General features: G+C 67.6%; 21 protein-coding genes and 1 tRNA gene. 16 read left to right on the forward strand and 6 right to left on the reverse strand.

What is annotated here, in order from left to right:
- Nucleotides 1-20: 20 nt before the first annotated feature.
- The 3 genes from MAY35_RS01940 to MAY35_RS01950 form a co-directional block, all read right to left on the reverse strand.
- Nucleotides 21-1,514, reverse strand: coding sequence for a UDP-glucose/GDP-mannose dehydrogenase family protein (locus MAY35_RS01940; protein WP_238418936.1), 1,494 nt, complete (start codon nucleotides 1,512-1,514; stop codon nucleotides 21-23).
- A gap of 88 nt (nucleotides 1,515-1,602) precedes the next feature.
- On the reverse strand, nucleotides 1,603-2,172 hold the full coding sequence (gene dcd, locus MAY35_RS01945) for a dCTP deaminase (RefSeq protein WP_238418937.1): 570 nt from the start codon (nucleotides 2,170-2,172) through the stop codon (nucleotides 1,603-1,605).
- Between the two features lie 21 nt (nucleotides 2,173-2,193).
- Entirely contained in the window at nucleotides 2,194-3,693 is a 1,500-nt protein-coding gene (locus MAY35_RS01950) for an HNH endonuclease signature motif containing protein (protein ID WP_238418938.1), read from the reverse strand.
- 248 nt (nucleotides 3,694-3,941) lie between these two features.
- On the opposite strand from MAY35_RS01950, the gene MAY35_RS01955 reads away from it, so the two are divergent.
- Nucleotides 3,942-4,015: transfer RNA gene (locus MAY35_RS01955), tRNA-Gly, on the forward strand.
- Between the two features lie 43 nt (nucleotides 4,016-4,058).
- On the opposite strand, the gene MAY35_RS01960 is transcribed toward MAY35_RS01955, so the two are convergent.
- A complete protein-coding gene (locus MAY35_RS01960) occupies nucleotides 4,059-5,120 on the reverse strand; it encodes a YdcF family protein (protein WP_238418939.1) in 1,062 nt (353 codons plus the stop codon).
- Nucleotides 5,121-5,338: 218 nt separating this feature from the next.
- On the opposite strand from MAY35_RS01960, the gene MAY35_RS01965 reads away from it, so the two are divergent.
- From MAY35_RS01965 to MAY35_RS01975, 3 genes are all read left to right on the forward strand, one after another.
- Nucleotides 5,339-6,439, forward strand: coding sequence for a beta-mannosidase (locus MAY35_RS01965; protein WP_238418940.1), 1,101 nt, complete (start codon nucleotides 5,339-5,341; stop codon nucleotides 6,437-6,439).
- 80 nt (nucleotides 6,440-6,519) lie between these two features.
- Nucleotides 6,520-8,028, forward strand: a complete 1,509-nt coding sequence (locus MAY35_RS01970) for an amino acid permease (RefSeq protein ID WP_238418941.1) — start codon at nucleotides 6,520-6,522, stop codon at nucleotides 8,026-8,028.
- 106 nt (nucleotides 8,029-8,134) lie between these two features.
- Nucleotides 8,135-8,794: an NADPH-dependent F420 reductase gene (locus MAY35_RS01975; RefSeq protein ID WP_238418942.1), complete on the forward strand. Its 660-nt coding sequence runs from the start codon at nucleotides 8,135-8,137 to the stop codon at nucleotides 8,792-8,794.
- A gap of 34 nt (nucleotides 8,795-8,828) precedes the next feature.
- On the opposite strand, the gene MAY35_RS01980 is transcribed toward MAY35_RS01975, so the two are convergent.
- Nucleotides 8,829-9,596, reverse strand: a complete 768-nt coding sequence (locus MAY35_RS01980) for a LysR family transcriptional regulator substrate-binding protein (RefSeq protein WP_245403457.1) — start codon at nucleotides 9,594-9,596, stop codon at nucleotides 8,829-8,831.
- Between the two features lie 41 nt (nucleotides 9,597-9,637).
- Here MAY35_RS01980 and MAY35_RS01985 point away from each other — a divergent pair, with 41 nt between their 5' ends.
- Nucleotides 9,638-10,027 (forward strand): DUF5997 family protein, encoded by a 390-nt coding sequence (locus MAY35_RS01985; protein ID WP_238418979.1) that lies wholly within the window; start codon nucleotides 9,638-9,640, stop codon nucleotides 10,025-10,027.
- A 79-nt stretch (nucleotides 10,028-10,106) separates the two neighbouring features.
- Here the strand turns inward: MAY35_RS01985 and MAY35_RS01990 are convergent, their stop codons facing one another.
- On the reverse strand, nucleotides 10,107-10,700 hold the full coding sequence (locus MAY35_RS01990; protein WP_238418944.1) for a TetR/AcrR family transcriptional regulator: 594 nt from the start codon (nucleotides 10,698-10,700) through the stop codon (nucleotides 10,107-10,109).
- Between the two features lie 80 nt (nucleotides 10,701-10,780).
- On the opposite strand from MAY35_RS01990, the gene MAY35_RS01995 reads away from it, so the two are divergent.
- From MAY35_RS01995 to MAY35_RS02045, 11 genes are all read left to right on the forward strand, one after another.
- Nucleotides 10,781-11,944, forward strand: coding sequence for a DUF418 domain-containing protein (locus tag MAY35_RS01995; protein WP_238418945.1), 1,164 nt, complete (start codon nucleotides 10,781-10,783; stop codon nucleotides 11,942-11,944).
- A 91-nt stretch (nucleotides 11,945-12,035) separates the two neighbouring features.
- On the forward strand, nucleotides 12,036-12,524 hold the full coding sequence (locus tag MAY35_RS02000; RefSeq protein WP_238418946.1) for a hypothetical protein: 489 nt from the start codon (nucleotides 12,036-12,038) through the stop codon (nucleotides 12,522-12,524).
- Nucleotides 12,525-12,702: 178 nt separating this feature from the next.
- A complete protein-coding gene (locus MAY35_RS02005; RefSeq protein ID WP_238418947.1) occupies nucleotides 12,703-14,919 on the forward strand; it encodes an MMPL family transporter in 2,217 nt (738 codons plus the stop codon).
- A 37-nt stretch (nucleotides 14,920-14,956) separates the two neighbouring features.
- Nucleotides 14,957-15,601 carry a TetR family transcriptional regulator gene (locus MAY35_RS02010; RefSeq protein WP_238418948.1) on the forward strand — a complete coding sequence of 215 codons (645 nt, stop codon included), beginning with the start codon at nucleotides 14,957-14,959 and terminating at the stop codon, nucleotides 15,599-15,601.
- A 41-nt stretch (nucleotides 15,602-15,642) separates the two neighbouring features.
- The gene (locus tag MAY35_RS02015) at nucleotides 15,643-16,404 is read left to right on the forward strand and encodes an alpha/beta fold hydrolase (protein WP_238418949.1); all 762 of its coding nucleotides are present in this window, start codon (nucleotides 15,643-15,645) and stop codon (nucleotides 16,402-16,404) included.
- Between the two features lie 184 nt (nucleotides 16,405-16,588).
- Complete coding sequence (locus MAY35_RS02020; RefSeq protein WP_238418980.1) at nucleotides 16,589-17,752, forward strand: phosphatase PAP2 family protein; 1,164 nt, start codon at nucleotides 16,589-16,591, stop codon at nucleotides 17,750-17,752.
- A 340-nt stretch (nucleotides 17,753-18,092) separates the two neighbouring features.
- A complete protein-coding gene (locus MAY35_RS02025; protein ID WP_238418950.1) occupies nucleotides 18,093-19,367 on the forward strand; it encodes an ABC transporter substrate-binding protein in 1,275 nt (424 codons plus the stop codon).
- A 123-nt stretch (nucleotides 19,368-19,490) separates the two neighbouring features.
- Nucleotides 19,491-21,494, forward strand: coding sequence for an ABC transporter permease (locus MAY35_RS02030; RefSeq protein WP_238418951.1), 2,004 nt, complete (start codon nucleotides 19,491-19,493; stop codon nucleotides 21,492-21,494).
- Nucleotides 21,487-22,383 carry an ABC transporter ATP-binding protein gene (locus MAY35_RS02035; protein ID WP_238418952.1) on the forward strand — a complete coding sequence of 299 codons (897 nt, stop codon included), beginning with the start codon at nucleotides 21,487-21,489 and terminating at the stop codon, nucleotides 22,381-22,383. Before MAY35_RS02030 ends, MAY35_RS02035 begins: the two co-directional genes overlap by 8 nt.
- Nucleotides 22,380-23,177 carry an ABC transporter ATP-binding protein gene (locus tag MAY35_RS02040; protein ID WP_238418953.1) on the forward strand — a complete coding sequence of 266 codons (798 nt, stop codon included), beginning with the start codon at nucleotides 22,380-22,382 and terminating at the stop codon, nucleotides 23,175-23,177. The genes MAY35_RS02035 and MAY35_RS02040 overlap by 4 nt, the downstream gene beginning before the upstream one ends.
- 60 nt (nucleotides 23,178-23,237) lie before the next feature.
- The gene (locus tag MAY35_RS02045) at nucleotides 23,238-23,912 is read left to right on the forward strand and encodes a TetR/AcrR family transcriptional regulator (protein ID WP_238418954.1); all 675 of its coding nucleotides are present in this window, start codon (nucleotides 23,238-23,240) and stop codon (nucleotides 23,910-23,912) included.
- The last annotated feature ends 211 nt before the right edge of the window (nucleotides 23,913-24,123 follow it).

Genomic DNA, 24,123 nt, shown 5'->3' on the forward strand with positions numbered 1-24,123 from the left:
GAAACTCAACCTAGCACGGCTCAGCGGCCCGCCGCCCGCGCTTCGACTCCGTTCACCTGCCCGGACGGAACCTGCTCGCGTGCAACCTGGCCTGCCGGGAGCTGCTGCGGCGACACCTGGGTGGGTGACGCCTGTTTTGCTGCGGGGGCTGCTGACCGCCGGGTCGGGACGGGACCCCCGAGTGCGCGGTACACCCAGCCGGCGTCGCGCCACATCTGCGGGTCGAGGCAGCGTCGGCCGTCGACGATGTTCTTGGCGCGCACGATCCCGTCGAGCTCGTCGGGGGTCATGTGCACGAACTCGGCCCATTCGGTCGCGATGAGCACGACGTCGGCGCGGTCGCACGCCTCGCGGGCGGTGGCCGCGTAGTTGAGGCTCGGCTGGACGCGCCGGGAGTTGTCCATCGCCTTGGGGTCGAAGACGGTGACCGAGGCCCCTTCCAGGGCCAGTCGGCTCGCGACGGTGAGCGCGGGCGAGTCCCGGACGTCGTCGCTCTCGGGTTTGAACGCGGCGCCCAGCACGGCGATGTTGCGGCCGAGGACCTCGCCGCCCAGCGCCTCGTAGACCAGTTCGACGGCAGCGCCCCGGCGTCGCATGTTGATCGCATCGACTTCGCGGAGGAACCCGACGGCGCGCGGTGCACCCATGTCGTCGGCGCGGGCGGTGAGGGCGCGGATGTCCTTGGGCAGGCATCCCCCGCCGAAACCGAGCCCGGCGTTGAGGAATCGGCGGCCGATACGCGGGTCGTATCCGATGGCGTCGGCCAGGGTGTTGATGTCGGCGCCGGCGATCTCGGCGAGCTCACTGATCGCGTTGATGAAGGAGATCTTGGTGGCGAGGAACGCGTTTGCCGAGACCTTGACGAGTTCCGCGGTTGCCCAGTCTGTTTCGATGAGTGGCACGCCGGTCTCGAGGATCTCGCGGTAGATCTCCCGGATCACCTCGCTCGCCGACGACGTGGCCTCGGGATCATGGTCGGGGTCGTCGAGCGACCCGGTGCCCAGCACCAGACGGTCCGGTTCGAGGGTGTCCTCGACGGCGAACCCTTCGCGGAGGAACTCGGGGCTCCACGACAGCTCGACCTCGGCGCCGGACTGGGTCATGACCGAGATTCGTTGGGACAGTTCGGCACACGTGCCGACCGGGACGGTGGACTTGCCGATGATCAGATGCTTGCCGCGCAGTGTCGGGACGAGTGAGTCGACGGCGGCGTACACATGGGACAGGTCGGCACGATGGCCCCGCGGCTCCTGCGGGGTGCCGACGCCGAGGAAGTGGACCGAGGCGTGGTCGGCGGCGGCGAGCGGGTCGGTGGTGAAGCGGAGCCGGCCGGCGTCGATGTTGCGGCGGAGGATGTCGGCGAGCCCGGGTTCGAAGAACGGGACCTCGCCCGCCTGGAGCCGTTCGATCTTTTGCGCGTCGACGTCGATGCCGACGACATCGTGTCCGAGCTCGGCCATGCAGGCCGCATGAGTGGCACCGAGGTAGCCGCATCCGATCACCGTGAGCTTCATGAAGGCAACGGTTACCCACGGGGTGCGGCCGGTAACCATCTCCGCCGTGGCGTGTGGTGATCGTCTGGGTGAACTTCCGGCGGCGGGGTCAGTCCTTCTGGAAGTTCAGGTATGCCTTCGACGGCGTCGGGCCGCGTTGGCCCTGGTACTTCGAGCCCACCGACGCACTCCCGTACGGCTCCTCGGCCGGACTGCTGAGTCGGATGAGGCAGAGTTGTCCGATCTTCATCCCCGGCCAGAGCGTGATCGGCAGGTTCGCCACGTTGGACAGCTCGAGGGTGATGTGGCCGGAGAAGCCGGGGTCGATGAAACCCGCCGTCGAATGGGTGAGGAGGCCGAGGCGACCGAGCGACGACTTGCCCTCGAGCCGGCCGGCGAGGTCGTCGGGCAGCGAGCACACCTCGAGGGTGGAGCCCAGCACGAACTCCCCCGGGTGCAGCACGAAGGGCTCACCGTCGGCCGGTTCGACCAGGGAGGTGAGTTCGTCTTGCCGCTGCGCGGGGTCGATGTGGGTGTACCGGGTGTTGTTGAAGACCCGGAACAGGCCGTCGAGCCGGACGTCGACACTGGAGGGCTGGACGAGGGCGGGATCGAACGGATCGATGGCGAGGCGCCCGTCAGCGATCTCGGCACGGATGTCGCGGTCGGAGAGCAGCACGGTGTCGAGGTTATCGAATGGTCAGGGCGGGTCTGCGGCCGTGTCTGTCGGGGTCGGCGCAGGACGACTGCCGGACGCGGCGGTTCTGCGCCGTCGGACGTCGATGCGCATCCGATCGAGAACCTCGTCGGTGCGGTGTGCGTGATTGACCCGAGGGGTCGACGAGGGGTGCGAGCGGGGCGGGTGCCAGACCGCCCGGCCGGCATCGAAGCCCTCGGCGGCGATCGTCGTCGTCCATTGTTCGACGCCGCGGCCCACCGCGCGGTTGTGCGGTCCGCAGGCGGTCGCGAGGTTGTCAAGGTCGGTGGGACCGAGGTCGGCCACCCATTCGGCGACATGATGGATCTCGCAGTCGAACGATGCCCGCGTGCATCCGGGATGGGTGCATCCGCCGTCGCGCGCAACGGCGGCGAATCGTTGTGCGCGGGAGGCGAATCGTCTGGCCCTACCGAGGTGGAGGACCTCGCTGGTGTGATCGCGGAACACCGCGAGGTGGTGCTGCGCCTCGGCGGCCAGATCGACGGCGTCCTCGATGGGGAGCAGCGTCCCGGTTGCGGTGCGTGCGGGGTCGCCCGCCGCCTCGCGCAGCGCCGACTCGGTGATCGTCACGATGAGGTGGGGCGGCAGGCCGTGGTGTGAGCCGCCGAGTTCGCCGCGATCCAGCGTGAGTCGCAGGAGTGCGCTGAACGCGTCATGGTTGCGCTTTTCAGTCGAGCGGTTGTCGCGTTCGGCCGCTGCCGCCAGCGCGTCGGGGTCGGCGTCGGACGGGTCTCCGGTGGGTGAGCTGGGATCGTCGGGGTTGTTCATGCCGGGTGCGGCCCATACGGCGAGCACGACGTCGAGCATGGCGCGTGTGGTGGGGTCGAGGGTGGCGGTCAGCCTCGACATGAGTTGCGCGTCTTGTGGCCCGAGCTTCAGCCCGCGGTTGCGGGCACGGTCTTGATCGTCGGTGATCGTTCCGTCGGGATCGAGATGGGCCAGGATGCGGGCCCCGAGGTTGCGCAGGGACGCCGGGTCGTAGTCGCGCGCGTAGTGGGCAAGAGTCGCCTCGGCGGCTTCCTTCTCGGCCTCGTCGACGGACGCCGGGATCTTGCGCATCACGTCGACGATGACGTCGACGTTGCGGACCGAGATACCGCCGTCCGCAACGCCTTTGGCGGTCTCGACGTAGGTGGGCTCGAGAATCTGTCCCTGCATGTCGGGGAACTCGCCGATCGCCCACACGCGGTTGAGGAGTCGGGTCGCCTCGCCGCGCCGGTTGAGCACACTGCTGATGAAGTGGGAGACCGTTTGGCACCCCATCTTGCGGTATGCCGCACGCTCGTCGATGTCGACGATGTGCCCGGCGAACAGCGAGAGCATGCGCCGTTCGGCCCGCTCGTGCTCAATCGCGACCTGCAGCAGTTCTGTCTCGGCGCAGTCCGTGGACGACGTCTCGGCGATCTCGTCCAGCAGCGCATGCAGGCGCTCATACTGGGTGAGCAAGAGTGGTTGTGGTGCAGATGGCTCGACGAAAGCCATGATTTTTCCCCCGTCATCATGGCTGATCGAAACTGTGTTCGAGTGTAGCTTCGTTCTCTTGCGCGCGCAACCCCCGGTCGCGAATCATCGCGCGCCGCAATCGAACTCCGCGGTTGCCGCCCTCGCGACAGGGCGCAGGTGTCGCACTTCGTGTCGCCAGCCGACACGATCTGCGACATCTACATACACCGACAACCACGTCTCGGGGAGGTTTGCTAGGCTGTCGTTCGCGAGTCCAGCACTCGCACGCCGATGTAGTTCAATGGCAGAACATCAGCTTCCCAAGCTGAATACGCGGGTTCGATTCCCGTCATCGGCTCCACCATCACCGCGGTCGGCGAGGCTCTCCCCGATCCAACGATCGACTAGCCGAATAGAGCCACAGCGGTGCCGGAGATCAACGGCACGCTGAGCAGGACCAAGACGACTGCGTTGATCCAGCGGTGGTCACGCAGAACCGCTAAGAACTCACGGACCTGGGCGTTGGGGACGAAGTAGCGCGCGGTGTGGGCGCCGGTCGAGAATCCGTCGATCCCAGCAGACCGCATGAGCATCGCTCCGCGGAAGGCGTGATAGCCGCTCGTCACCACCGCGACCTGTTCGGTCACCCCACGCTCGGCGAGCACACGCCCCGAGTACCTCAGGTTCTCCGCGGTGTCGGTGGACCGGTCCTCGAGTGCAACGGCATCACGATCGACACCCTTCGAGACGAGGTACTCGGCCATCGCCGCGGCCTCGGACAGCCGCTCGTCGTCACCTCTGCCTCCGGAGCAGATGATGAGCGGGTCCCGGCCGGAAGCCCGGGTCCGATCATAGATCTCGCGACCGCGGTCGAGTCGTGACGCCAACAATGGACCGACGCGCGACCCGTCGAGCAGACCAGCACCCAGGACGATGATCGCGCCGACCTTCGCCCGTCGCGCCCGCCACCTGCTCCACCGGCCGTACAGCCACGACCAGAGGAGCAGCGAGGCGAATACGAAGCCCAGGTAGCCGGCCGGAATCCCCACCGCCAGGAGGAAGTTGAGCAGATCATTGCTCGTCGACACGTCGAACCATCCGACGACGATCCCGAGCAGGACAGCGAGCGCATAACCGGACAGGAGTGCACCCAGGAGCGTCGACAGGAGGTTCGCGGGGCGGCGCCCCTCTCGGCGCAGGAGCGTGACGCCGTTGGCGATCAATGACAACCCGAGAACGAGGATGGCAAGCAGCGCAACGAGTCCGAGGGCCAGAATGACCACCGCCACTGCGATGACGGAGCCGTCGTCGTCGACGCCCACTTCCGTGGTCGCGATCACCAGGGCGAGCATCAGGCCCGACAAGCCTGCGGTCAGCAGGATGCCGGGGCTGAGACGACGTGGGTCCTGCCATGCGAGCACCGCGCTCGCGATGAGCAGCGCTGCAGCAACTGTCAGTACGCCCATCACGAGCTCGATGGTGTCACACGCACTGGGCAGGTCGGGACATGAGGAACGGGCCCGGTCGTTCTACTCGACATCGGCGCCCACGACACGTTTCTCTCTGATCATTCTCGGACGCGATCCACAACCGAGCGGCCGCGTGCAATCATCAGACGACCGGGCCGGCGCCACGAGTCGGTCCCCGTCATCCCAGGACATCCCCGTCATCCGAGGACACCCACATGCATCTGCCCGCGGTGAGAATTCCGATTCTGGTGCTGAGCATCGGCCTGCTCCTGAGCTGGCTGATGCCTCCGCCGGCACAGGCAGCGTCCAACCGGGTGGATGCCACGCCGACTGGGCTGACCCTCGATGGACGCCAGTGGTGGCCATCGGGGTTCGACGCGTACCAGCTCGCCACCGACTGGTCGGTGAACGCCGGGTGCGGGGCGATGGTGGATCTGGACGACTACTTCGCTGCCCTACCCCCGCATTCGCTCACCCGCTTCAATCTGTTCGCTCGACTGGCGGTGAACAAGTACACGCAGCAACTGGATTTCAGACCGATGGACGCCGTCTTCGACGCCGCGGAGCGGCACGGTCAGATGGTCCTGCCGGTCCTGGCCGCGGCCGACGGCGCCTGCGAGAGTGAAGTTTTCAAGGAACGCGACTGGTACCGATCGGGCTGGCGAACGGCCGCCGGAGCGGGCGGACTCACGTTCGAGGAATGGGTGCGGACGGCAGTGGGACGCTGGAAGGCCAGCCCCGCACTGGCGGGATGGGAATTGGTGGGTGAACCCGAGCCGTCCGTCTGTGGCGATCAGACGTGTTCCTGGCAGCAGCGGTCGTGCCCGGTCGACGCCGCGCGCGTACTGCGGTCGTTCTTCGGCAGTGCAGGTGCCTTGGTCACCCGACTGCGCGGCGGGGCGGTGATCTGGTCCGGCTTCACCGGCGGTGGCCAGTGCGGCACCGCCGGGCCCGACTACCAGTACGTCGCTCGCTCCCCGTATGTGGATGTGCTGGACTATCACGACTACGGTGCGGATGGTGTCGCGCTCCCCGGGGATCAATGGAACGGACTGGCCGAACGTCTACGACAGGCGCGCGCAGTCGGAAAACCGCTCGCGGTGAACGAGATCGGCCAGTTGGCCGGCTCATGCGGTTCGATCACCGGGCGCGTCGACGACTTCCGGACCAAGGTCGCCGGTCAGCGGGCGGCCGGTACGGCAACCGCACTGTTCTGGGCCTTCGTCCCGGACCCGCGGCCCAGCCTGTGCACCTACGACATCGGTCCCGACGACCCCGTGCACGACCTGGTCACCGAACTGACCACCCTCGACTGAGGTTCAGCGCCCAGATCACAACACCCAGACCACAGTGCAAACGCCCGGCCGAGAGGCCGCCCGGCCGTTAGACTCTGCCGATGTCCAGTCCTCTGGGGATCACCCCCGACGAGTCTCTGCGCAAGGGACTTCAGAGTCGTCACATCAGCATGCTGGCGCTCGGCGGTGCCATCGGCACAGGCTTGTTCGTCGCCTCGGGCGCCACCATCTCCGACGCGGGTCCGGGTGGAGCCATCCTGGCGTATCTGCTGATGGGCTGCATGGTCTTCTTCCTCATGCAGAGCCTCGGCGAGATGTCGGCCCACATCCCGTGCAGCAACCCGTTCGAGGAGTACGGCAAACGCTTCGTGAGCAAGTCCTTCGGTTTCGCAGCGGGGTGGAACTACTGGCTCAACTGGTCGGTCACCCTGGCCGCCGAGTTGGTGGCCGCCGGGTTGATCATGAGGTACTGGGCTCCCGACGTGCCGTCGTGGATCTGGTCGGTCGTGTTCCTGGCGGGTCTGCTGGCCTTGAACCTGTTCGCGGTCAAGGCGTTCGGCGAGGCCGAGTTCTGGTTCGCGGCGATCAAGGTCATCGCGGTGGTCGTCTTTCTCATCGTCGGCGTGCTGCTGATTCTCGGTGTCGTCGGCGACGGCCCGTCGCCGGGGTTCAGCAACTGGACGATCGACGACGCTCCGTTCGTGGACTTCCCGCTCGGAATGCTGTCGGTCTTTCTCATCGCCGGTTTCGCCTTCCAGGGCACCGAGATGATCGCGGTCGCCGCAGGCGAGGCAGTCGAACCGAAGACGGCCATTCCGCGCGCCGTGCGCACCGTCTTCGTGCGCATCCTGCTGTTCTACATCGGCACCCTGACCGTCATCGCATTCCTGATCCCGTACACCAACCCCAATCTGCTGAATGCGTCCGAGGAGAACATCGCGATCGCCCCGTTCACCCTCGTGTTCTCCGACGCGGGGATCGCGGTGGCGGCATCGATCATGAACGCCGTGATCCTGATAGCGATCCTGTCGGCGGGCAACGCAAGCCTGTTCGCGGCAACCCGCGCGTTGTACGGCCTGTCGGTCCAGGGCAACGCGCCACGTGTGTTCACCTGGGTCACGCGATCAGGGGTGCCGCTCCTCGCCGTGGCCGCGACGACGGCCATCGGTGCCCTCTGCTTCCTGGCGAGTCGGGTGGGTGACGGTCGCGCCTACGTCTGGCTCGTCACCGCCTCATCGGTGGCCGGGTTCATCACATGGATGGGTATCGCCTGGGCTCACTATCGGTTCCGTCGGGCGTGGCAGGCGCAGGGTCTGGACCTCGGCATACTCCCCTACAAGGCCTGGCTCTATCCGGCCGGCCCGATCATCGCGCTGCTCATGTGCGTTGCGGTCATCGCCGGGCAGAATCTCCCGGCGATCCGCGACGGCTCCGCTGGAAATCTCGAACTGTGGCTCACCGCCTATGGCGCTCTGTTCGTGTTCCTCGCTCTGTGGTGGGGCCACAAGCTGATCACGCGCAGCCCGACCGTGAACCTACTCGACGCCGATCTGTCACCCACGTCGGCCGCGTCGGCGCACCGCGACCCGGATCCGGACCTCGTCGGCTGAGGCGTCACCGAGGCGCTCGTCACGCACCAGCCCGCCCGGGAATGCCCCAGCACCTCCCCTCGTTGCCCGAGAGGTCCAAGACTTCGTCAGACATAGAGGTGCAGTAGTGAAGATCGGGATCATCGGTGCTGGATTCATCGGCGGGACGCTCACGCGTCGACTCACCGCCCTGGGACATGAGGTGCGCGTTGCCAATTCGCGCGACCCCGAGACGCTTGCCGAGCTGGCTGCCGAGACCGGCGCCACGGCGGTGTGGGCAGCCGACGCCGCGGAGGACGCCGACCTCGTGATCGTCAGCATTCCGCAGAAGAACACGCCCGACCTGGCCCCGGGCATCCTCGACGCCCGCAAGCCGGGCGCCCCGGTCATCGAGACCAACAACTATTACCCCCAGCAGCGGGACGGCAAGATCGAGGCGATCGAGAGCGGCACACCCGAGAGCGTCTGGGTCTCCGACCTGCTCGGCGTACCGGTCTACAAGGTGTTCAACGGCATCTACTGGAAGCACCTGCTGAACAAGGGCGTCCCGGCCGGCACCGACGGCCGGATCGCGCTCCCGATCGCCGGCGACGACGCCGACGGCAAGAAGATCGTGTCCGCTCTCGTCGACGAACTCGGCTTCGATCCGGTCGACGCGGGCCCGCTCGCCGAGTCGTGGCGCCAGCAGCCGGGAACCCCGGTGTACGGCAAGGACTTCGGGGTCGACGACACGATCAAGGCACTCGCCGAGGCGACGCCGGAACGCACCGCGGAGTGGAGCGCCTGAACCGCCTCCCACAGCGCACCACGAGCGCGCCGGGTCACCGCCGTTTCGGACGGCCGGTGGTCCGGCGCGAGCTCTTGCCCGGGATCTTCCCGGCGGCCTCACGGGCCGCCCGCTTCGCGGCGGCCTTCTCCTTCGCCGAGCGCTTGGGCGCCGGGTCGGCCCGACCCCGCGACGAGGTCGCCTTGCGTCCGCGCACGATGCCGATGAACTCGTCCGCGAGTTCCGTTGTCGGAGATGGCCACAGGAGGCCCACCGTGCTCGTCGGCGCGTCGGTGACCGGGCGGTAGACGAGGTCCTTGCGGTGGTGGAGCCGCGCCAACGACTGCGGCACCAGCAGCAGACCCGTTCCCGCGGCGACGAGTTCGATTGCGTCGCCGGTGGTCTCGGGGCGGTGGTCGACGGCGGCGCCGGGACGCCCGGTCACCGCCAGCGGCTCGTCGGACGGCCACAGGAACTGCTCGTCGACGAGGTCCGCCATCGTCAGTTCGTCACCCGCGGTCAGGACGTGATCTCTGGGGACCACGACGACGGTCGTCTCGTCGTAGAGGTCGATCGTGTGCACCGCACCGGCATCACCGTGGTTCAGCGCGTCGGGCAGGCGGGTGATGGCCATCTCGATCCGACCTCCGCCGACCGCATCGGCACATGCCGCCACATCGAGCGCGACGAGGTCCAGGCGCACACCGGGTTGCCGCTCGGCCCAGATGCGCACCCACTTGCTCGGCGTCACCCCGGGGACGTAACCGAGCCGGAAGGCCTGGGCATCGTCGATGGTGGTCGCGCCGGGTGTGGTCACGACCAAAGGCTACCGCCCGATATCCTTGGCAAATGAGCTCGCAGTCGATGAAGCCGGCCACCGCCGCCAAGAAGCTGGACGTGTACCTCCCGGCCACACCTGCCGAGTTCCGGGACGGCCCCATCACCCGGTCTGAGCTCGCCGCCCTGCAGGCCGATCCACCCGAATGGCTCCGCACACTGCGGGCCGACGGACCGCACCCGAAGAACCTGGTGGCCGCGAGACTCGGCATCTCCAATTCGGGCCTCGTCCGCGGCGGCATCACCGAGGCTCTGACAACCGCGCAGATCGACGAACTGCTGGCCGAGATGCCCGACTGGCTGGCCGCCGAACGCGCCACCCAGATCGAGGTCCGTCGAGAAGAGCGCCGCGTCAAATCCCTGCACGCGGACAAGCTCCGCGACCGCGAGGCGGCCGCCGCCGAGCCCGAAGCCTGACCGACACTTCGCAACAGCCGGGCGACGAACACCTGGCCAGAGGTTTCGCTGCAAGCCAACCCATACGGTCTGCATGTCATCAGGGCTCGGCCCGCAACCCCGCCAGATGGTCCCGGAGTACGCGTTGAGCCCGTGCCGGCGACTCGGTGTCGGCGATGAGCAAATGCATCGCCAGACCGTCGACGAGGGCGTGCAGCGCGATCGCGTCGGCGTCGAGGTCTCGACCTGCTCCGAGGAATACGTGCTCGTCGAGGACGGTCAGCACCGTCACGCACAGTGAGCGCAGTCCTTCGTGTGCCTCGCGGGCGGCTGCGGCCAGGCCGGGGTGCGCCACCGACTCGGTCACCATCGCGAGATTGACGTGCATCTCCACGCGCCGGTCGTCGTCGAGCGGTAGGACCTCCGACAACGCGGCCTCGGCCCAGCGCAGTGGGCTGCGGATCCGGTCGTGGCGTCGTAGTCGAACGGCGACGCGCTCGTAGATCAGCCGCATCGAGAACTCGAGCAACTCTTCCTTGTCTGCGAACACATGCCGGAGCGAACCCACCGAGATCCCCGCCTCGGCCGCGACCTCGCGGACCGACACCCCGGAAGCCCCTTCGCGCAACACGATCCGCCACAGGGCCTCGGCTATCTCGGCGCGCCGCTCGTCCCTGTCGATCAACTTGGGCATTGACCCATGGTAGTACACCCGTGCTACGTTGACTCCCGTTTTGGTAGCACGAATGTGTCAGCAAAGAACGGAGGTCTCCGATGGCGACCCGACATGTGGCGCTCGACGTCCTACGCGGAATCGCGATCCTGGGAACCCTCGCGACCAACATCTGGATCTTCACCAACCCGGAGGGGCTGGTGGGCTACATCCAGGGCACGAATCACGCCACCGGCTCCTGGGCGATGGTCGAGGACATCCTGCAGCAGCTCGCGCAGGGCAAGTTCTTGGGGCTGCTCACGATCATGTTCGGGATCGGCCTGGCCATCCAGCTACGGTCGGCCACCCGCCGGGGCCGCCCCTGGCCCGGTCGGTACTACTGGCGCGCCGCCCTGCTGTTCGTCGACGGCACGATCAACTACTTCCTCTTCACCGAGTTCGACGTCCTGATGGGTTACGCGGTCACCGGACTCATCGTGGCGTACCTGCTGACGATGCGTCTCCGCCGTCAGTACATCGCCATCGTCGTCGCCATCGTCACGCACGTGGCGCTGCTGGGCCTGATCACGTGGGCTCTTCTCGCCGCCCCTGTCTCCTCCGCCCCCGGAGCCGGGCTCTCACCCAATCCCTACGCGGACGGCAGCTTCGTCGATCTGATCGCGTTCCGCGCCGAGAACCTGTTGGCGTTCCGCGCCGAGGTCATCGTCATCCTGCCCATGTCGATCGCCCTGTTCCTCGTGGGCGCCGCGCTGCTGCGCTCCGGCGTCCTCGAACCGCGCGGCGCCCGACTCCGGCGACGCCTCATGGTCGCCGGGCTGGGGGTCGCCCTTCCCCTCGACCTCGTGGTCGGGCTCGGCGGCGGGGACGCCGGACTCGTCGTGGGGCGATACGGGCTGGCTCCGGTCGTCGCCCTGGGCCTGCTCGCCTGGGTTGCCGACCATTACGCCGACGGCCGCACTGCCGGCCGGTGCGGCCGGATACTCGCCCCGGTAGGGCGAATGGCGTTGTCGTGCTACGTGTTCCAGAACGCGCTCGCGGGCGCTATCTGTTATGGATGGGGTGCCGGCCTCGCACAGCGGCTCGACGGCACGACGCTCGTCCCGGTGACGGTGGGGCTCTACCTCTCCATCGCCATCGTGCTCGTCATCGTCTCGCACGCCTGGCTCCGCCGATTCGACCGCGGCCCTCTCGAGTGGCTGTGGCATCGCAGCTACGACCTCATCGCGGCGAGAACCGAGCAGCAGACCGCGACGACGCGCGCGTAGCGGCAGGCCGAATGCGGCCAGGCGACCGTGCGGTTAGCAGACTTCCGGATGGGGTACCCGGCACCACCATCGTCCGACCGAGGAGTGCGCCGTGGACACCGCCATCTGGATCATCATCGCCGTCATCGCCGTCATCGCCGTCCTCGCCCTGGTGCTGCTGTTGCTGCGGCAACGCAAGGCGCGACGACGCGTTCAGGCCGAGCAGATACGCCAGAACGCATCCCAACAGGTGTCGACGGTCCGGCACCGTGAGGCCGTCGCCGAGGAGGCCGACGCGCGGGCACGCCAGGCGAAAGCGGAGGCCGACGCCAAGGCCGCCGAGGCCAAGCGACTCCAGGAACAGGCCCGTCACCACCAGGGGCACGCCGCCGAGTCGCGGCACGAGGTGGAGAGCGAGTTCGCCCGGGCGGACAAACTCGATCCCGACGTTCGCCGCACCGGTGACGGACACGAAGGGCACGACCCTGCCGGGCAGGGCAGGCACGAGGACCAGCAGCAGCCGGGAGTCGGCGGCCACCGACCGGACCCGCGCTCCCATGTCGACCCCCGACGCGATCAGACCCCGCCGAACGCCCGCTGACTCTCACCGGAGACCGGCCAGGGGAGACGTGAGTCATAGCTGATCGAGGTAGTGAGCGAGAACCCTTTCAAAACTGGCACTGAGTACCGAGTGTTAGTGGGTACCATTTTGAACGTCACCGTTGCCCTCGGCTCCGAGGTCGACTCCTGCGCTCGAAGTACCGGAAGGGTTCCACCCCATGGCGTCATATCTGTTCAAGCTCGGAAGGTTCTCCTTCCGGCACAAATGGGCGGTGATCGCGGTCTGGCTGGTCGCGCTCATCGCGGTGGCCGGCCTGGTCGGCACACTCCAGCCGAAGTTCGCCAAGGACTTCAGCCTGCCGGGAACCGATTCGGGGATCGCCACCGAACAGGTCCAGGAGTACTTCCCGCAGGTCATGGCGCAGCAGGAGCGGGCGTCGACCAGCATCCTCGTGGCCGCTGACGACGGGTTGCAGAACCATGTCGCCCAGATCGACAAACTCGCCGAGGACCTGCGCACCCTTCCCGACGTGATCGATCCGCAGACCGTGGTGAACCCGTTGGTCGTCGCGGCGGCGCAACCGGCCTTGGCGCCGTCGGTCGTCGGTGACAACGGGCGGGTCGGACTCATCCAGGTCCGCCAGAACATCGAGATGCTCGACCTGACCGTCGAGAACCGGGATGAACTGGTCAAGATCCTCGACGAGAACCGAGGCAACGGTCTCCAGGTCGAGGCCACCGGTTCACTGATGCAGGTGATGGAACCCGGGGGCGCGGCCGAACTGATCGGTTTCGCCGTCGCTTTCGTGGTGATGATCGTCGCCTTCGGCGCCCTGATCGCCGCCTTCATCCCGCTGGTCACCGCGATCGTCGGAGTGGCGATCACGATAATGCTGCTCAACCTGTCGGCCGAAGTGCTCTCCATCAACGAGTCGGCGACGGCCATCGTCACGATGCTGGGTATCGCGGTGTCGATCGACTACGCGTTGTTCATCGTGTCCCGCTACCGAGCAGAGCTCAGGCGGGGAGGCGCGCCGGCGGACGCGGCCGGACGGGCGGTCGGCACAGCGGGATCCGCGGTGGTGTTCGCGGGGCTCACCGTCATCATCGCGGTCGTCGCGCTGGTCGTCATCGGCATCCCGATCATCACGCAGATGGGTGCCGGCGCCGGTGTCGCGGTGCTGATCGCCGTCCTCGCCGCCCTCACCCTGATCCCCGCGATCCTGGGCGCCTTCGGCCGTTTCGCGTTCGTGCCCCGAATCCCCTGGATCAAGCATGCCGAGGAATCCGAATCCGGCGACACACTGGGCATCCGGGTCGGCCGCACGGTGGTCAAGTGGCCGATCCCGTTCATCGTCCTCGGACTGCTCGCGCTGACCGGCGCGGCCATCCCGGCGACCAAGATGGAACTGGGCCTGTCGATGACCAGCGAAGCCGAGGCGCCCGCCCAGGCACTGCTCAATCGTGGATTCGGCGAGGGCATCAACGGCCCGCTGCTCGTCGTCGTGCACGACGAGGACAACCCGATCAAGACCGTTGCCGACGAAACCGTCAGGCACATCGCAGGTCTCGGCGACGTCGCCAATCCGGCAGCTCTGAACTGGACCGGCAACGACGGGGGTCAGAACGGCAACACCGCGTTGATCATCGTGACCCCGGAGAGCTCACCGTCGTCGGCGGCCACGCACGAATTGATGGAGAAGATCCGGGCATTCGCCCCGGCGGCCTCCGAACGTGGTGCCGAACTGCATGTCGGCGGCCAGACCGCCATCATGTCGGACCTGTCGCAGAAGCTCGACGACGCGCTGATCCCCTATCTGATCGTCGTTGTCGGACTTGCCTTCCTGATCATGATCGGGGTCTTCCGGTCGCTCTGGGTGCCGCTCGTCGGCACAGTCGGGTTCATCTTCTCGGTCCTGGCGACATTCGGTATCACCGTCGCGATCTTCCAGGAGGGCTGGCTCGGCCTCATCACCAACACCCAACCGATCATCTCCTTCTTGCCGATCTTCTTGATCGGCGTGGTGTTCGGCCTGGCGATGGACTATCAGGTGTTCCTCGTGACCCGAATGCGTGAGGAGTACATCCACGGGATGTCGGCCAAGGAGGCGATCGTCGCGGGTTACCGGCACGGTGCCCGAGTGGTGACGTCCGCGGCGATCATCATGATCAGCGTCTTCGCCGCGTTCATGCTCTCTCCGGAGACGACGGCGAAGATGATGGGCTTCGCGCTCGCGGCGGCGGTCTTCTTCGACGCCTTCGTGATCCGCATGCTGGTGGTGCCCGCGGTCATCGCGCTTCTCGGCGACCGCGCGTGGGGCCTGCCGCGCTGGCTCGACCGTTTCGTCATCAACTTCGACATCGAGGGCGAAGCCGTCCGTCACCGGGGGCTCGAGGACCCCGAGGGGACCAGGGAGCCGGTACCGGCGAGTTGACCAGTTCGACAAGGTATTTCATGACAGATGAGGACACATGGGCGACCGCCTGACGGCGAGCGCCCCCACCGACGCCCCGGGACACAACCCGGGGCGTCGGATGGGCCTGCGCGAGCAGAACAAACTGCGCACCCGCAATGCGATCCGGCAGGCCGCCATCACCCTGATCGCCGAACAGGGTTATTCCGGTACCACCGTCGAGCAGATCGCCGAGGCCGCCGGGGTCTCGCACACCACGTTCTTCCGCTACTTCCCGTCCAAAGAGCAGGTGGTCATCGGCGACGAACACCTGCGCGTCGAGGCACAGAACATCGTCGAGTCGATGCCGCCCGGGCTCAGCCACTTCGACCTCATCCGACAGCTGATGACCGAACTGCACCGGCTCACGGTCGACGACCCGTGGGTGGGTAATCCGTTGCGCATGCAACTCATCCGCACCGAACCGCTGCTGCAGAAGACATTCCAGGTCGAATCCGAACGCATCATCTCCGACATGACCCAGTTGATCGCCGACTACCTGGGCATCCCACCCGACGACTTCCGATTGAAGGTCTTCCTCGACGCCGTGGCCGGGGTGACCTTCCACCTCGCGACCGAACTCGACGACACTCTCGACATGCCGCAATTGGAGACCACCCTGCGGGCCATCGATCTGCTGGAGCAGGGCCTGCCACTGCGGTGAGGCGGCGGGCGGTCACGTGCGCACGGCCCTACCCTGGTGGCGTGACATCTCCCCTGCGCGAGTACACGACCATCAGTCATCCCGAGCCCGATACCCGTGTGTGGCACGAGGTTCACGGAGAAGGACAGCCGGTCGTGTTGCTGCACGGCGCCTTCTCCGGAGCGTCGTCGTGGGGAGGGCAGGTGCCGGCTCTCGTCGAGGCGGGGCGGCGAGTGTTCTGTCCGGAGCGTCACGGCCACGGCCACAGCCCCGACGTGACCGAGGAATTCCACTACGCGGACATGGCCGAGGAGACGATCGCCTATCTCGACGAGGTGGTCGGTGGTCCCGCGGACATCGTCGGGTGGAGTGACGGCGCCGTGGTCGGGGTGCTGGTCGCGCTGCGGCGTCCCGATCTGATCCGCCGTCTGGTGCTCATCGGTCAGTACTTCAACAGTTCGGGGCGCGCCGTCGGCGGAATGCTCGACGCCCTCGGCACCGACGAGGAGATGAAAGCGTTCTTCGCGGCCGAGTATGCGACCGAATCCCCGGACGGCCCAGACCATTTCCAGGTCATCTTCGACAAGACGATGGCCATGATCGACTCGGAGCCGGAGATCGATCTCGGCGACCTCTCGGCGGTCACCGCGCCGACCCTGGTCATGCAGGGCGACCGCGACGAGGTGACCCTCGAGCACAGCCTGGGCGTCGTCGCAGCCATCGACGGTGCCCGGCTGTGCGTCATCCCCGGATCGCACCTGATCCCGATCGAGGCGCCGACGGCGGTGAACGCGGTGATCGCACAGTTCTTGACGGAGGACTGACCCGGAGGCGAGCTGCGGGCCGCGGGCGCTGCTGTCTGCGCGCCGGCTCCACCGCAGGTTCGGCGCGGCGAGCCTCTACGATCGTGGGGTGATCTCGGACAGCGCCGCCCAGACCCCGACGACACCGTCGCCCGCGACACCTCGTAGGCCCCGGACCCCACTCCGCTCACGCCTGATCACGTCGATCATCGGGGTGACCGCCGCTGTCGCGGCCACCGCCGCGCTCGTGGCGCCCGCCGATGCCGCCCCGGCGCGGCCGAACCCGACACCCTTCCCCGTCACCGACATCGCGCGGCTCTATGCGTCTGACGTCTCGTCCTATCCGGGTGGGGTGTACCTCGAGCCCATCGACTCCTTCGACGCGCTGCGCCGCGATCACCCGGAGGTCATGGCTCGCAATCTCGAGACGGCGGTCGCCGTCAACCAGTCCGCCGCCGACGATCCCGCGCTGCAGCGTCGCGCACTCGCCGACGCGCACGACGACCCGCTGTGGACGATGTCCGACGCCTTCGGCGCCCGCCTGGGCCGCCACTTCCGCGACGCGCTCGCGGCCGGGCGACTACCCAAGACCACGGCATTGTTCAGCGACTACCTGGCACGTGCGGGTGGTGTCGCGAACGCGACCTTCGTCGAGAAGTACGCCTTCGGCTACGAGCGGCCCTTCATCGTCGCACCCGAACGCATCCGCAAGTACATGCGCGCCGGAGCCAGCGAATACGACGCCCTCGGCAGCAACCCGTCGTTCCCCTCCGGGCACACCAGTCTGTTCTTCTGGCGCGGGGCCCTTCTCGCGTCGATGCTCCCCGAATTCGGGCCGCAGTTGCTCACGCGGGCGTCCGAGGGCGGTTATCACCGCATCGTGCTCGGCGTGCACTACCCGCTCGACGTGATCGGCGGGGCGATGGTGGGCCAGGCCGCGGCCGCCGACCGCTGGAACGACCCTCAGTTCCGTCGACTGCTCACCGCCGCGTCGACCGAGATCCGCAAGGAACTCGAATGGCGCTGCGGCGCAACCCTGTCGACGTGTGTCGCGCGTGACACCCCGTACCTGACCGACGCCGACGCACAGGCCGTCTACGCCGAGCGCCTCACCTACGGTTTCGGGCGGGTCGCGTCACCGACCCATCCGATGGTCGTGCCGGAACAGGCGGTCGGACTCCTCGCCGGCGCCTTCCCGAACCTGACCGACGGTCAACGACGACAGGTGCTCGCCCAGACCGCGCTCCCGGCCGGTCACCCGCTGGACGACCAGCGGGCCGGTCGCGCCTCCTGGCAGCGCCTCGACCTGGTGCGTGCTTACACCGCCGACGTGACCGTCGACGCGAAGGGTCGAGTGACCGTTCGCTGACCCCCGGCGGCAGACCCGCCACACTGAATCGTTTGTCCCACTGCCCGTTGCGAACTCATCGCGACGGGCAGTTCCGGCACCATCTGATCCAGAGTGTGTCCAGTTTGCGCGAACAGCTTGACACCGAAGTAAGGATGTGGCTACGTTTCGAGTGGCCCACATCACATCCGACGTGGACTCACCGCCGTGACCTGCGCGGACGGTGCCGGAATCGCGGACCCAGATACAGCGCTGGGTCGATGAACTCATTCCTTCTAAGCCCCGCCGGGGCGATGTCGCCATGCCCCTTCGCGGGGCGGTTTCGTCGTGCCCGGAGATCATCGGGAAAGGCAGTCGAAACATGCGTTGGTCGAATTCACGCAAGAGCGCCGGACGGTTGGCGGCGGTCGCCGTGGCCGCGGCGTGCATCTTCTCGGTCGTGTCGTGTAGCAGCGACGACGGCGGGTCGTCCGGCGGCTCGGCCGCCGACTCCAGCGGCACCAAGGCGTCGGGCGAGGCGATCAAGATCGGGTTGTTCAACCCCACCAAGGGGCCCGCCACCCAAGGCGGCGTGACCACCGGCAAGGACGCCGCCCTGGACTACATCAACAACCAGATCGGCGGCATCGGCGGACGCCCCGTCGAGGTCGTCGACTGCGGCATCGACCAGACCGCACCGGAATCGACGGTGTCGTGCGCGAACCAGTTCGTCGAGGCCGGCGTGGTCGCCGCCATCGACGGATACAACGCCGAATCCGCCTCCGCCGTGCCGATTCTCACCTCGGCCGGCATCCCGCTGGTCGGTCAGATCCCGTTCAACACCTCGACCGGCGCCTCGGCCGAGAACCGCGTGTACTTCGGACCGCCGCCCGCCGCGTTCCTCGTCGGCTTCATGCAGCAGCTCAAGGCGTCGAACAAGAACTCCCTGACTCTCGCGAATGCCGATCTGCCGCAGGCACATCAGGTCTTCGACGGGCTGATGAAGCCGCTCGGCGCGCAGCTCGGCATCGACGTCAAGTCGGTCTACTACCCGCCGACCGGCCCCAACTTCACCTCGCTGGCCACCACACTGGCCGAGGGCAACCCCGCCGCGGCCGGTCTGATGACCTCCCAGAACGACAACGTGTGCACCAAGCTCGCCCAGTCGCTGCGATCGGTGAACTACAAGGGCACCATGTTCATGGCGGCCTGCACCGACTTCATCGACACACTGGGGGCGCAAGCGGTTGGCGCACAGACGTACTCACCGATCTGGCAGCCGCCGGCCAAGGACTCGGCACCGGAGCCGGCCAAGGCCAACCTCGACATCGCCCAGAAGTTCATCGACGGACAGGGCGGGACCGGCGGGTTCTACGCGTACGGCACCTTCGCGACCCTCACGGACTTCGCGATCACGCTCAACAACGCCAAGGTTACCGACTACACCGGACCCAATGTGCTCGGTGCGCTGAAGGCCGTCACGGACTACCAGTCCTTCCTCGGCCCGAAGCTCAACTGCGGTAAGCCGACCACGCCGAACTGCACCACCGAGATGCTGCTGTTCGACGTCGTCGCCGAGAAGAAGACCGAACCCGCCACCGGCGGATTCATCACCCCGCTCCCGGCTGCGCTGCAGCGCATCCCGGGCGCCTACTGACGGTCGCGATGTGGCGGGGTGGACACCCACCCCGCCACACCCGTCCCCGCATACCGACTCCGAACCCGTCCGCACCCCTCACGCGCGTGAGATCCGTACGCGCCGAACGAATGAGTACGCCACATGGGCCAGTTCCTCCAGTTCGTCTTCCTCGGACTATCCGCCGGTGCCATCTACTCGGTGCTCGCGTCGTCCCTCGTGGGCATCTATGCCGCCACCGGCATCATCAACTTCGCGCAGGGCGCCATCGGCCTGTACTCGGTCTACCTCGTCGCGGCATTGCGCACCGACGGCAGTCTCGTCCTGCCGATCGGCACACTCAGCCTCGGCAGCGAGAGCAATCCCGCGTCGATGGAACTCGCGGTGGTACTCGGCGTTCTCAGCGCGGTCGTGTGGGCACTGTTGGCCCACGTCCTGATCTTCCGGCCGCTACGGTCGGCCCCGGTGCTCGCGCAGGTGGTCGCCTCGGTGGGCCTGATGCTGTTCATCCAGGCCCTCGTGCACCTGCGCTTCGAGACCGAGAACCTCTTCGCCGAGCCGATCCTGCCGGAGACCACCGTCGACATCGCCGGTGCGGTCGTCAACGTCTCGGACCTGATCCTCGCCGGCGTCGCCATCGTCATCTCGCTGATCCTGTGGGCCTACTTCCGACTGACCACCCTGGGCGTCGCCACCCGCGCAGGCTCCGAAGACGAGCTGGCCGCCCGACTCTCCGGATACTCCCCCGACCGTCTCGCGGGAATCGTGTGGGCCCTGACCGGCGCGGCGACCGGGCTCATCGCAGTACTCGCGTCGTACACCATCGGACTCACCGAGACCAGCTACACCTTCTTCGTCATCCCCGCCCTGGCGGTCGCACTCGTCGGCCGGCTCACGTCGTTCGGCATCGCCTGCGCCGCAGGGCTTGTGCTCGGCGCCTTCCAGTCGGTGATCACCTGGCTCACCACCAAGGACTGGTGGCCCGAATGGGCACAGGCCGGGCTCGGCGATGCCGTCCCGTTCATCATCGTCGTCATCGCCCTGTTCTTGCTCGGCGGTCGGATCCCCTCTCGCGGTTCGCTCGGCGAAGTTCGGATGCCCGCGGTCCGGATCCCGCGCATCCGGGTGATCCCGACGGTCGTCTGTATCGCCGTGGTCGTCGCGGCCATCCTGCTCACGTCGGGCAGCTGGCGATTCGGCGTCGTCACCTCGGTGATCCTCACTCTCATCGCGCTGTCACTGGTCCTGCTCACCGGCTATCTCGGCCAGATCTCGTTGGCCAGCATGGCCTTTGCCGGTGCGGCCGGCTTCGCACTGTCGAAACTGACGACCAGCTGGAACGTGCCGTTCCCGTTCAGCATGATCTTCGCGGCCCTCATCGCGACCGGCCTCGGAGTACTGGTGGGCGTACCCGCGCTCCGCATCCGCGGCGCCCAGCTCGCCGTCGTGACATTGGCTGCCGCACTGGCCATCCAGAGCTTCGTCTTCAACAACCCCGCCATCACCTCCTTCGAGGGCAACCTCATCGCGGACCCGACGATCTTCGGCCTCGACCTCGGGGTGCGCGACGGCACCAACCTGGTCACCATCCGGTTCTCACTGATGGTCTTGATCGTCGTCGCGATCGCGACCCTCGTGGTGTTGCGCTTCATGGGCGGCTCCACCGGGCGCGCCTTCCTGGCCGTGCGATCCAACGAACGCGCGGCGTCGTCGGTCGGGATCAACGTGGCGGCAACCAAATTGCTCGGTTTCGCGCTCTCGGCGTTCCTGGCCGGTATCGGCGGTTGCCTCATCGGCTACAGCCGGGGTCAGCTGTCGGCCGGCTCGTTCACCGTGATGATCGGCCTCACGCTGCTCGCGATGACCTACGTCGGCGGCATCACGTCGTTCGCCGGCGCGGTACTCGCCGGCATCATCGGACCGCTGGGCGTCGGCTACGTGTTCCTCAACCAAACCCTCAATCTCGGTGAGTACTACGAGCTCTTCGCGGCCGGCAGCCTGCTGTTGATGGCAGTGCTGAACCCGGTCGGCGTCGCGGGTGCGATGTCCGAGCTCGGCGAGCGCATACGCTCCCACCGCCGCACACCGACTTCACATCCGCAAGCGCCGGGTGCGGCGCAGAGCGCACAGGCAGGTGCACATGTCTGAGACGACACTGGAGCCGCAGACGGCTCCCCCGACGCTGCTGGAAACAGGCGGATTGTCGGTCCGATACGGCGGCGTCAGCGCCAACTCCGACGTCGACATCACCGTCGGGGCCGGGGAGATCGTCGGACTGATCGGACCCAACGGGGCGGGCAAGACCACGTTCGTCGACGCCGTCACCGGCTTCACCAAGTCCACCGGGCGGGTGTCGCTGCACGGGGAGAGCCTGGAAAAGGCGAGCCCGCATCGTCGCCGACGCGCGGGCATGGCCCGCACATGGCAGGCGGGCGAGCTGTTCACCGACCTCACCGTCGCCCAGAATCTCGCGGTCGCCGTCCAACCGGTGGGCCTGAGGGCCATGCTGTCCGACGTGCTCAACGGCTCCCGACCACCCGCCGACGTCATCTCCCACGCACTCGACCTCGTCGGGCTGGCCGACGCCGCCGACCAACTGCCCGGGGAACTCACGCTCGGACAACAGAAGTTGGTGGGCGTCGCACGGGCCCTCGTGGGTGGGACGCGTCTCGTCCTGCTCGACGAGCCGGCCGCCGGACTCGACACCCACGAGAGCCGGGACTTCGGCGCGGAATTGCGCCGGATCGCCGCGACCGGCATCGGCATCCTGCTGATCGACCACGACATGTCGCTCGTCCTCGACGTGTGCGATCGGTTGTACGTGCTCGACTTCGGTCGGGTCATCGCCAGTGGGTCACCGGCGGCCATCCAAGACGATCCCGCCGTGATCTCGGCCTACCTCGGCAGCCCCGAGGTCGACCCGGACGCCGTCGTCGATGCGGCCGGCCCTCCCGCCGCTCCGCCCCAACCCGGTCTCGACACCGAACGACCGTCAGACAACGGCCACACCGGGCCGGCCTCGAAGGAGACGAGATGAACGCGCACGCCGAACCGTCATCCGCAGCAGACGGATCGCGGCCGACGACCCCAGACCCGACAACACCGGACCCGACGAACCCGGCGCTGTCGATCGACGACATCACCGTCGGCTACGGCGGCGTGCCCGCCGTCCGCGGCCTCAGTGCGTCGGTCCGGGCCGGTGAGATTTTGGCGCTGCTCGGGCCGAACGGTGCCGGCAAGACGACCACTCTGCTCGCGGCGATCGGCGCGCTCGGCCTCATGTCGGGAACGGTGTCCGCCCTGGGCGACCCCATCGACCGCCGTATCGAACGCAATGCCCGGCGCGGCGTCACCCTGGTCCCCGACACGCGTGGCGTGTTCCACCGACTGTCGGTGTCGGACAACCTGCGCCTCGCCAAACGACGCAACGGAACCGACCTCGACACCGTCTACCAGTACTTCCCGAAGCTGAAGACGATGCGTGGCCGGCGATGCGGCAACCTGTCGGGCGGCGAACAGCAGATGCTGGCCCTGGCCAAGGCACTGCTGGCGAGCCCCAAGGTGTTGCTCATCGACGAGTTGAGCCTGGGTCTGTCGCCGGTCGCGGTCCAGGACCTGCTGCCCCGACTGCGTTCCATCGCCGACGAACATCAGATGGCGGTCGTCCTCGTCGAACAGCACATCGATCTCGCGCTGGGGATCGCCGACTCGGCGATCGTGCTGCACCACGGCCGCGTCGCGCTGTCCGCGCCGGCGCGCGAGCTGCGGAACCACCGGGACAAGGTGGAGGCCGCCTACTTCGGCCGGACCGTCGAGGATCTCGCCTCGTAACCCGCCGGCGGGCAGCAGGCGCACCGCACGGATCGACGACGAGACGGAACCGAGAACGACGTGGCCACCGCGGACAACGACCCCGGACGGGATGACGGACACACCGGTCGACCGGCGCGCAGCACCCGCAATCGGCCCACCGACGACGAACTGCTCGACGCGGCATGCGCGGTCATCGCCGAGGTCGGGGCCGAACGCACCACGATGACCGCCATCGCCGAACGCGGCGGCACCACACGGGTGACCCTGTACGCGCACTTCGGTTCTCGTGACGAGCTGGTCGACCGCGTGATGGTCCGCGAACTCGACACCTTCACCTCGTTCATGTTCGAGGTGTACGACGCCAGCGAGGACATGCCCTACGGTGCCCGCGCGCGGTACTCGGTGCAGTGCCTGTTCGACTACGCCCGACGACACCCGGCCGGACTGCGCGTCCTCATCGGCCACCGCGAGGGCGGCGGCGACCGCAAGCTCTACGCCGCCCTCGAACCCCGCATCGCGGCCCGCCTACGCGACAACTACGCCGAACGCGGCGCGCACATCGCCGCCAGCGCGAACACCCTCGCCTCACTGCTGCTGGGGATGAGCCTCGACGTCGCACACCGGGCCCTGGTCGTCGACGGCGCGGGGGTCGACGAGGCCTGCGACCTCGCGATCACCGCCACCCTCGCCGTACTCCGCGACGTCCGACCCGAACAGCTCGAAGCACTCGACGCGTCGCTCGAGAAGCGCTGAGCGAAGGGCTGGAACTCGGCCTCCGGGGGCCGCCTCCGTCGGTCACGCCCCCGTCTTGGACGACCGCCTCCAAGACCTGGCAAGCCGACCTCAAGTTTCCACCAAGAGCCGCGCGACATCCTCGATTCGACAACAGATCGCGATCGAGCCGCCCGGCCCGGGCACTCGCCGACCCTCACGATTGGAACCCCACGATGTCGCGCCCCTCCCC

The sequence above is a fragment of the Gordonia sp. 'Campus' genome, assembly GCF_022206305.1.
GTDB lineage: Bacteria > Actinomycetota > Actinomycetes > Mycobacteriales > Mycobacteriaceae > Gordonia.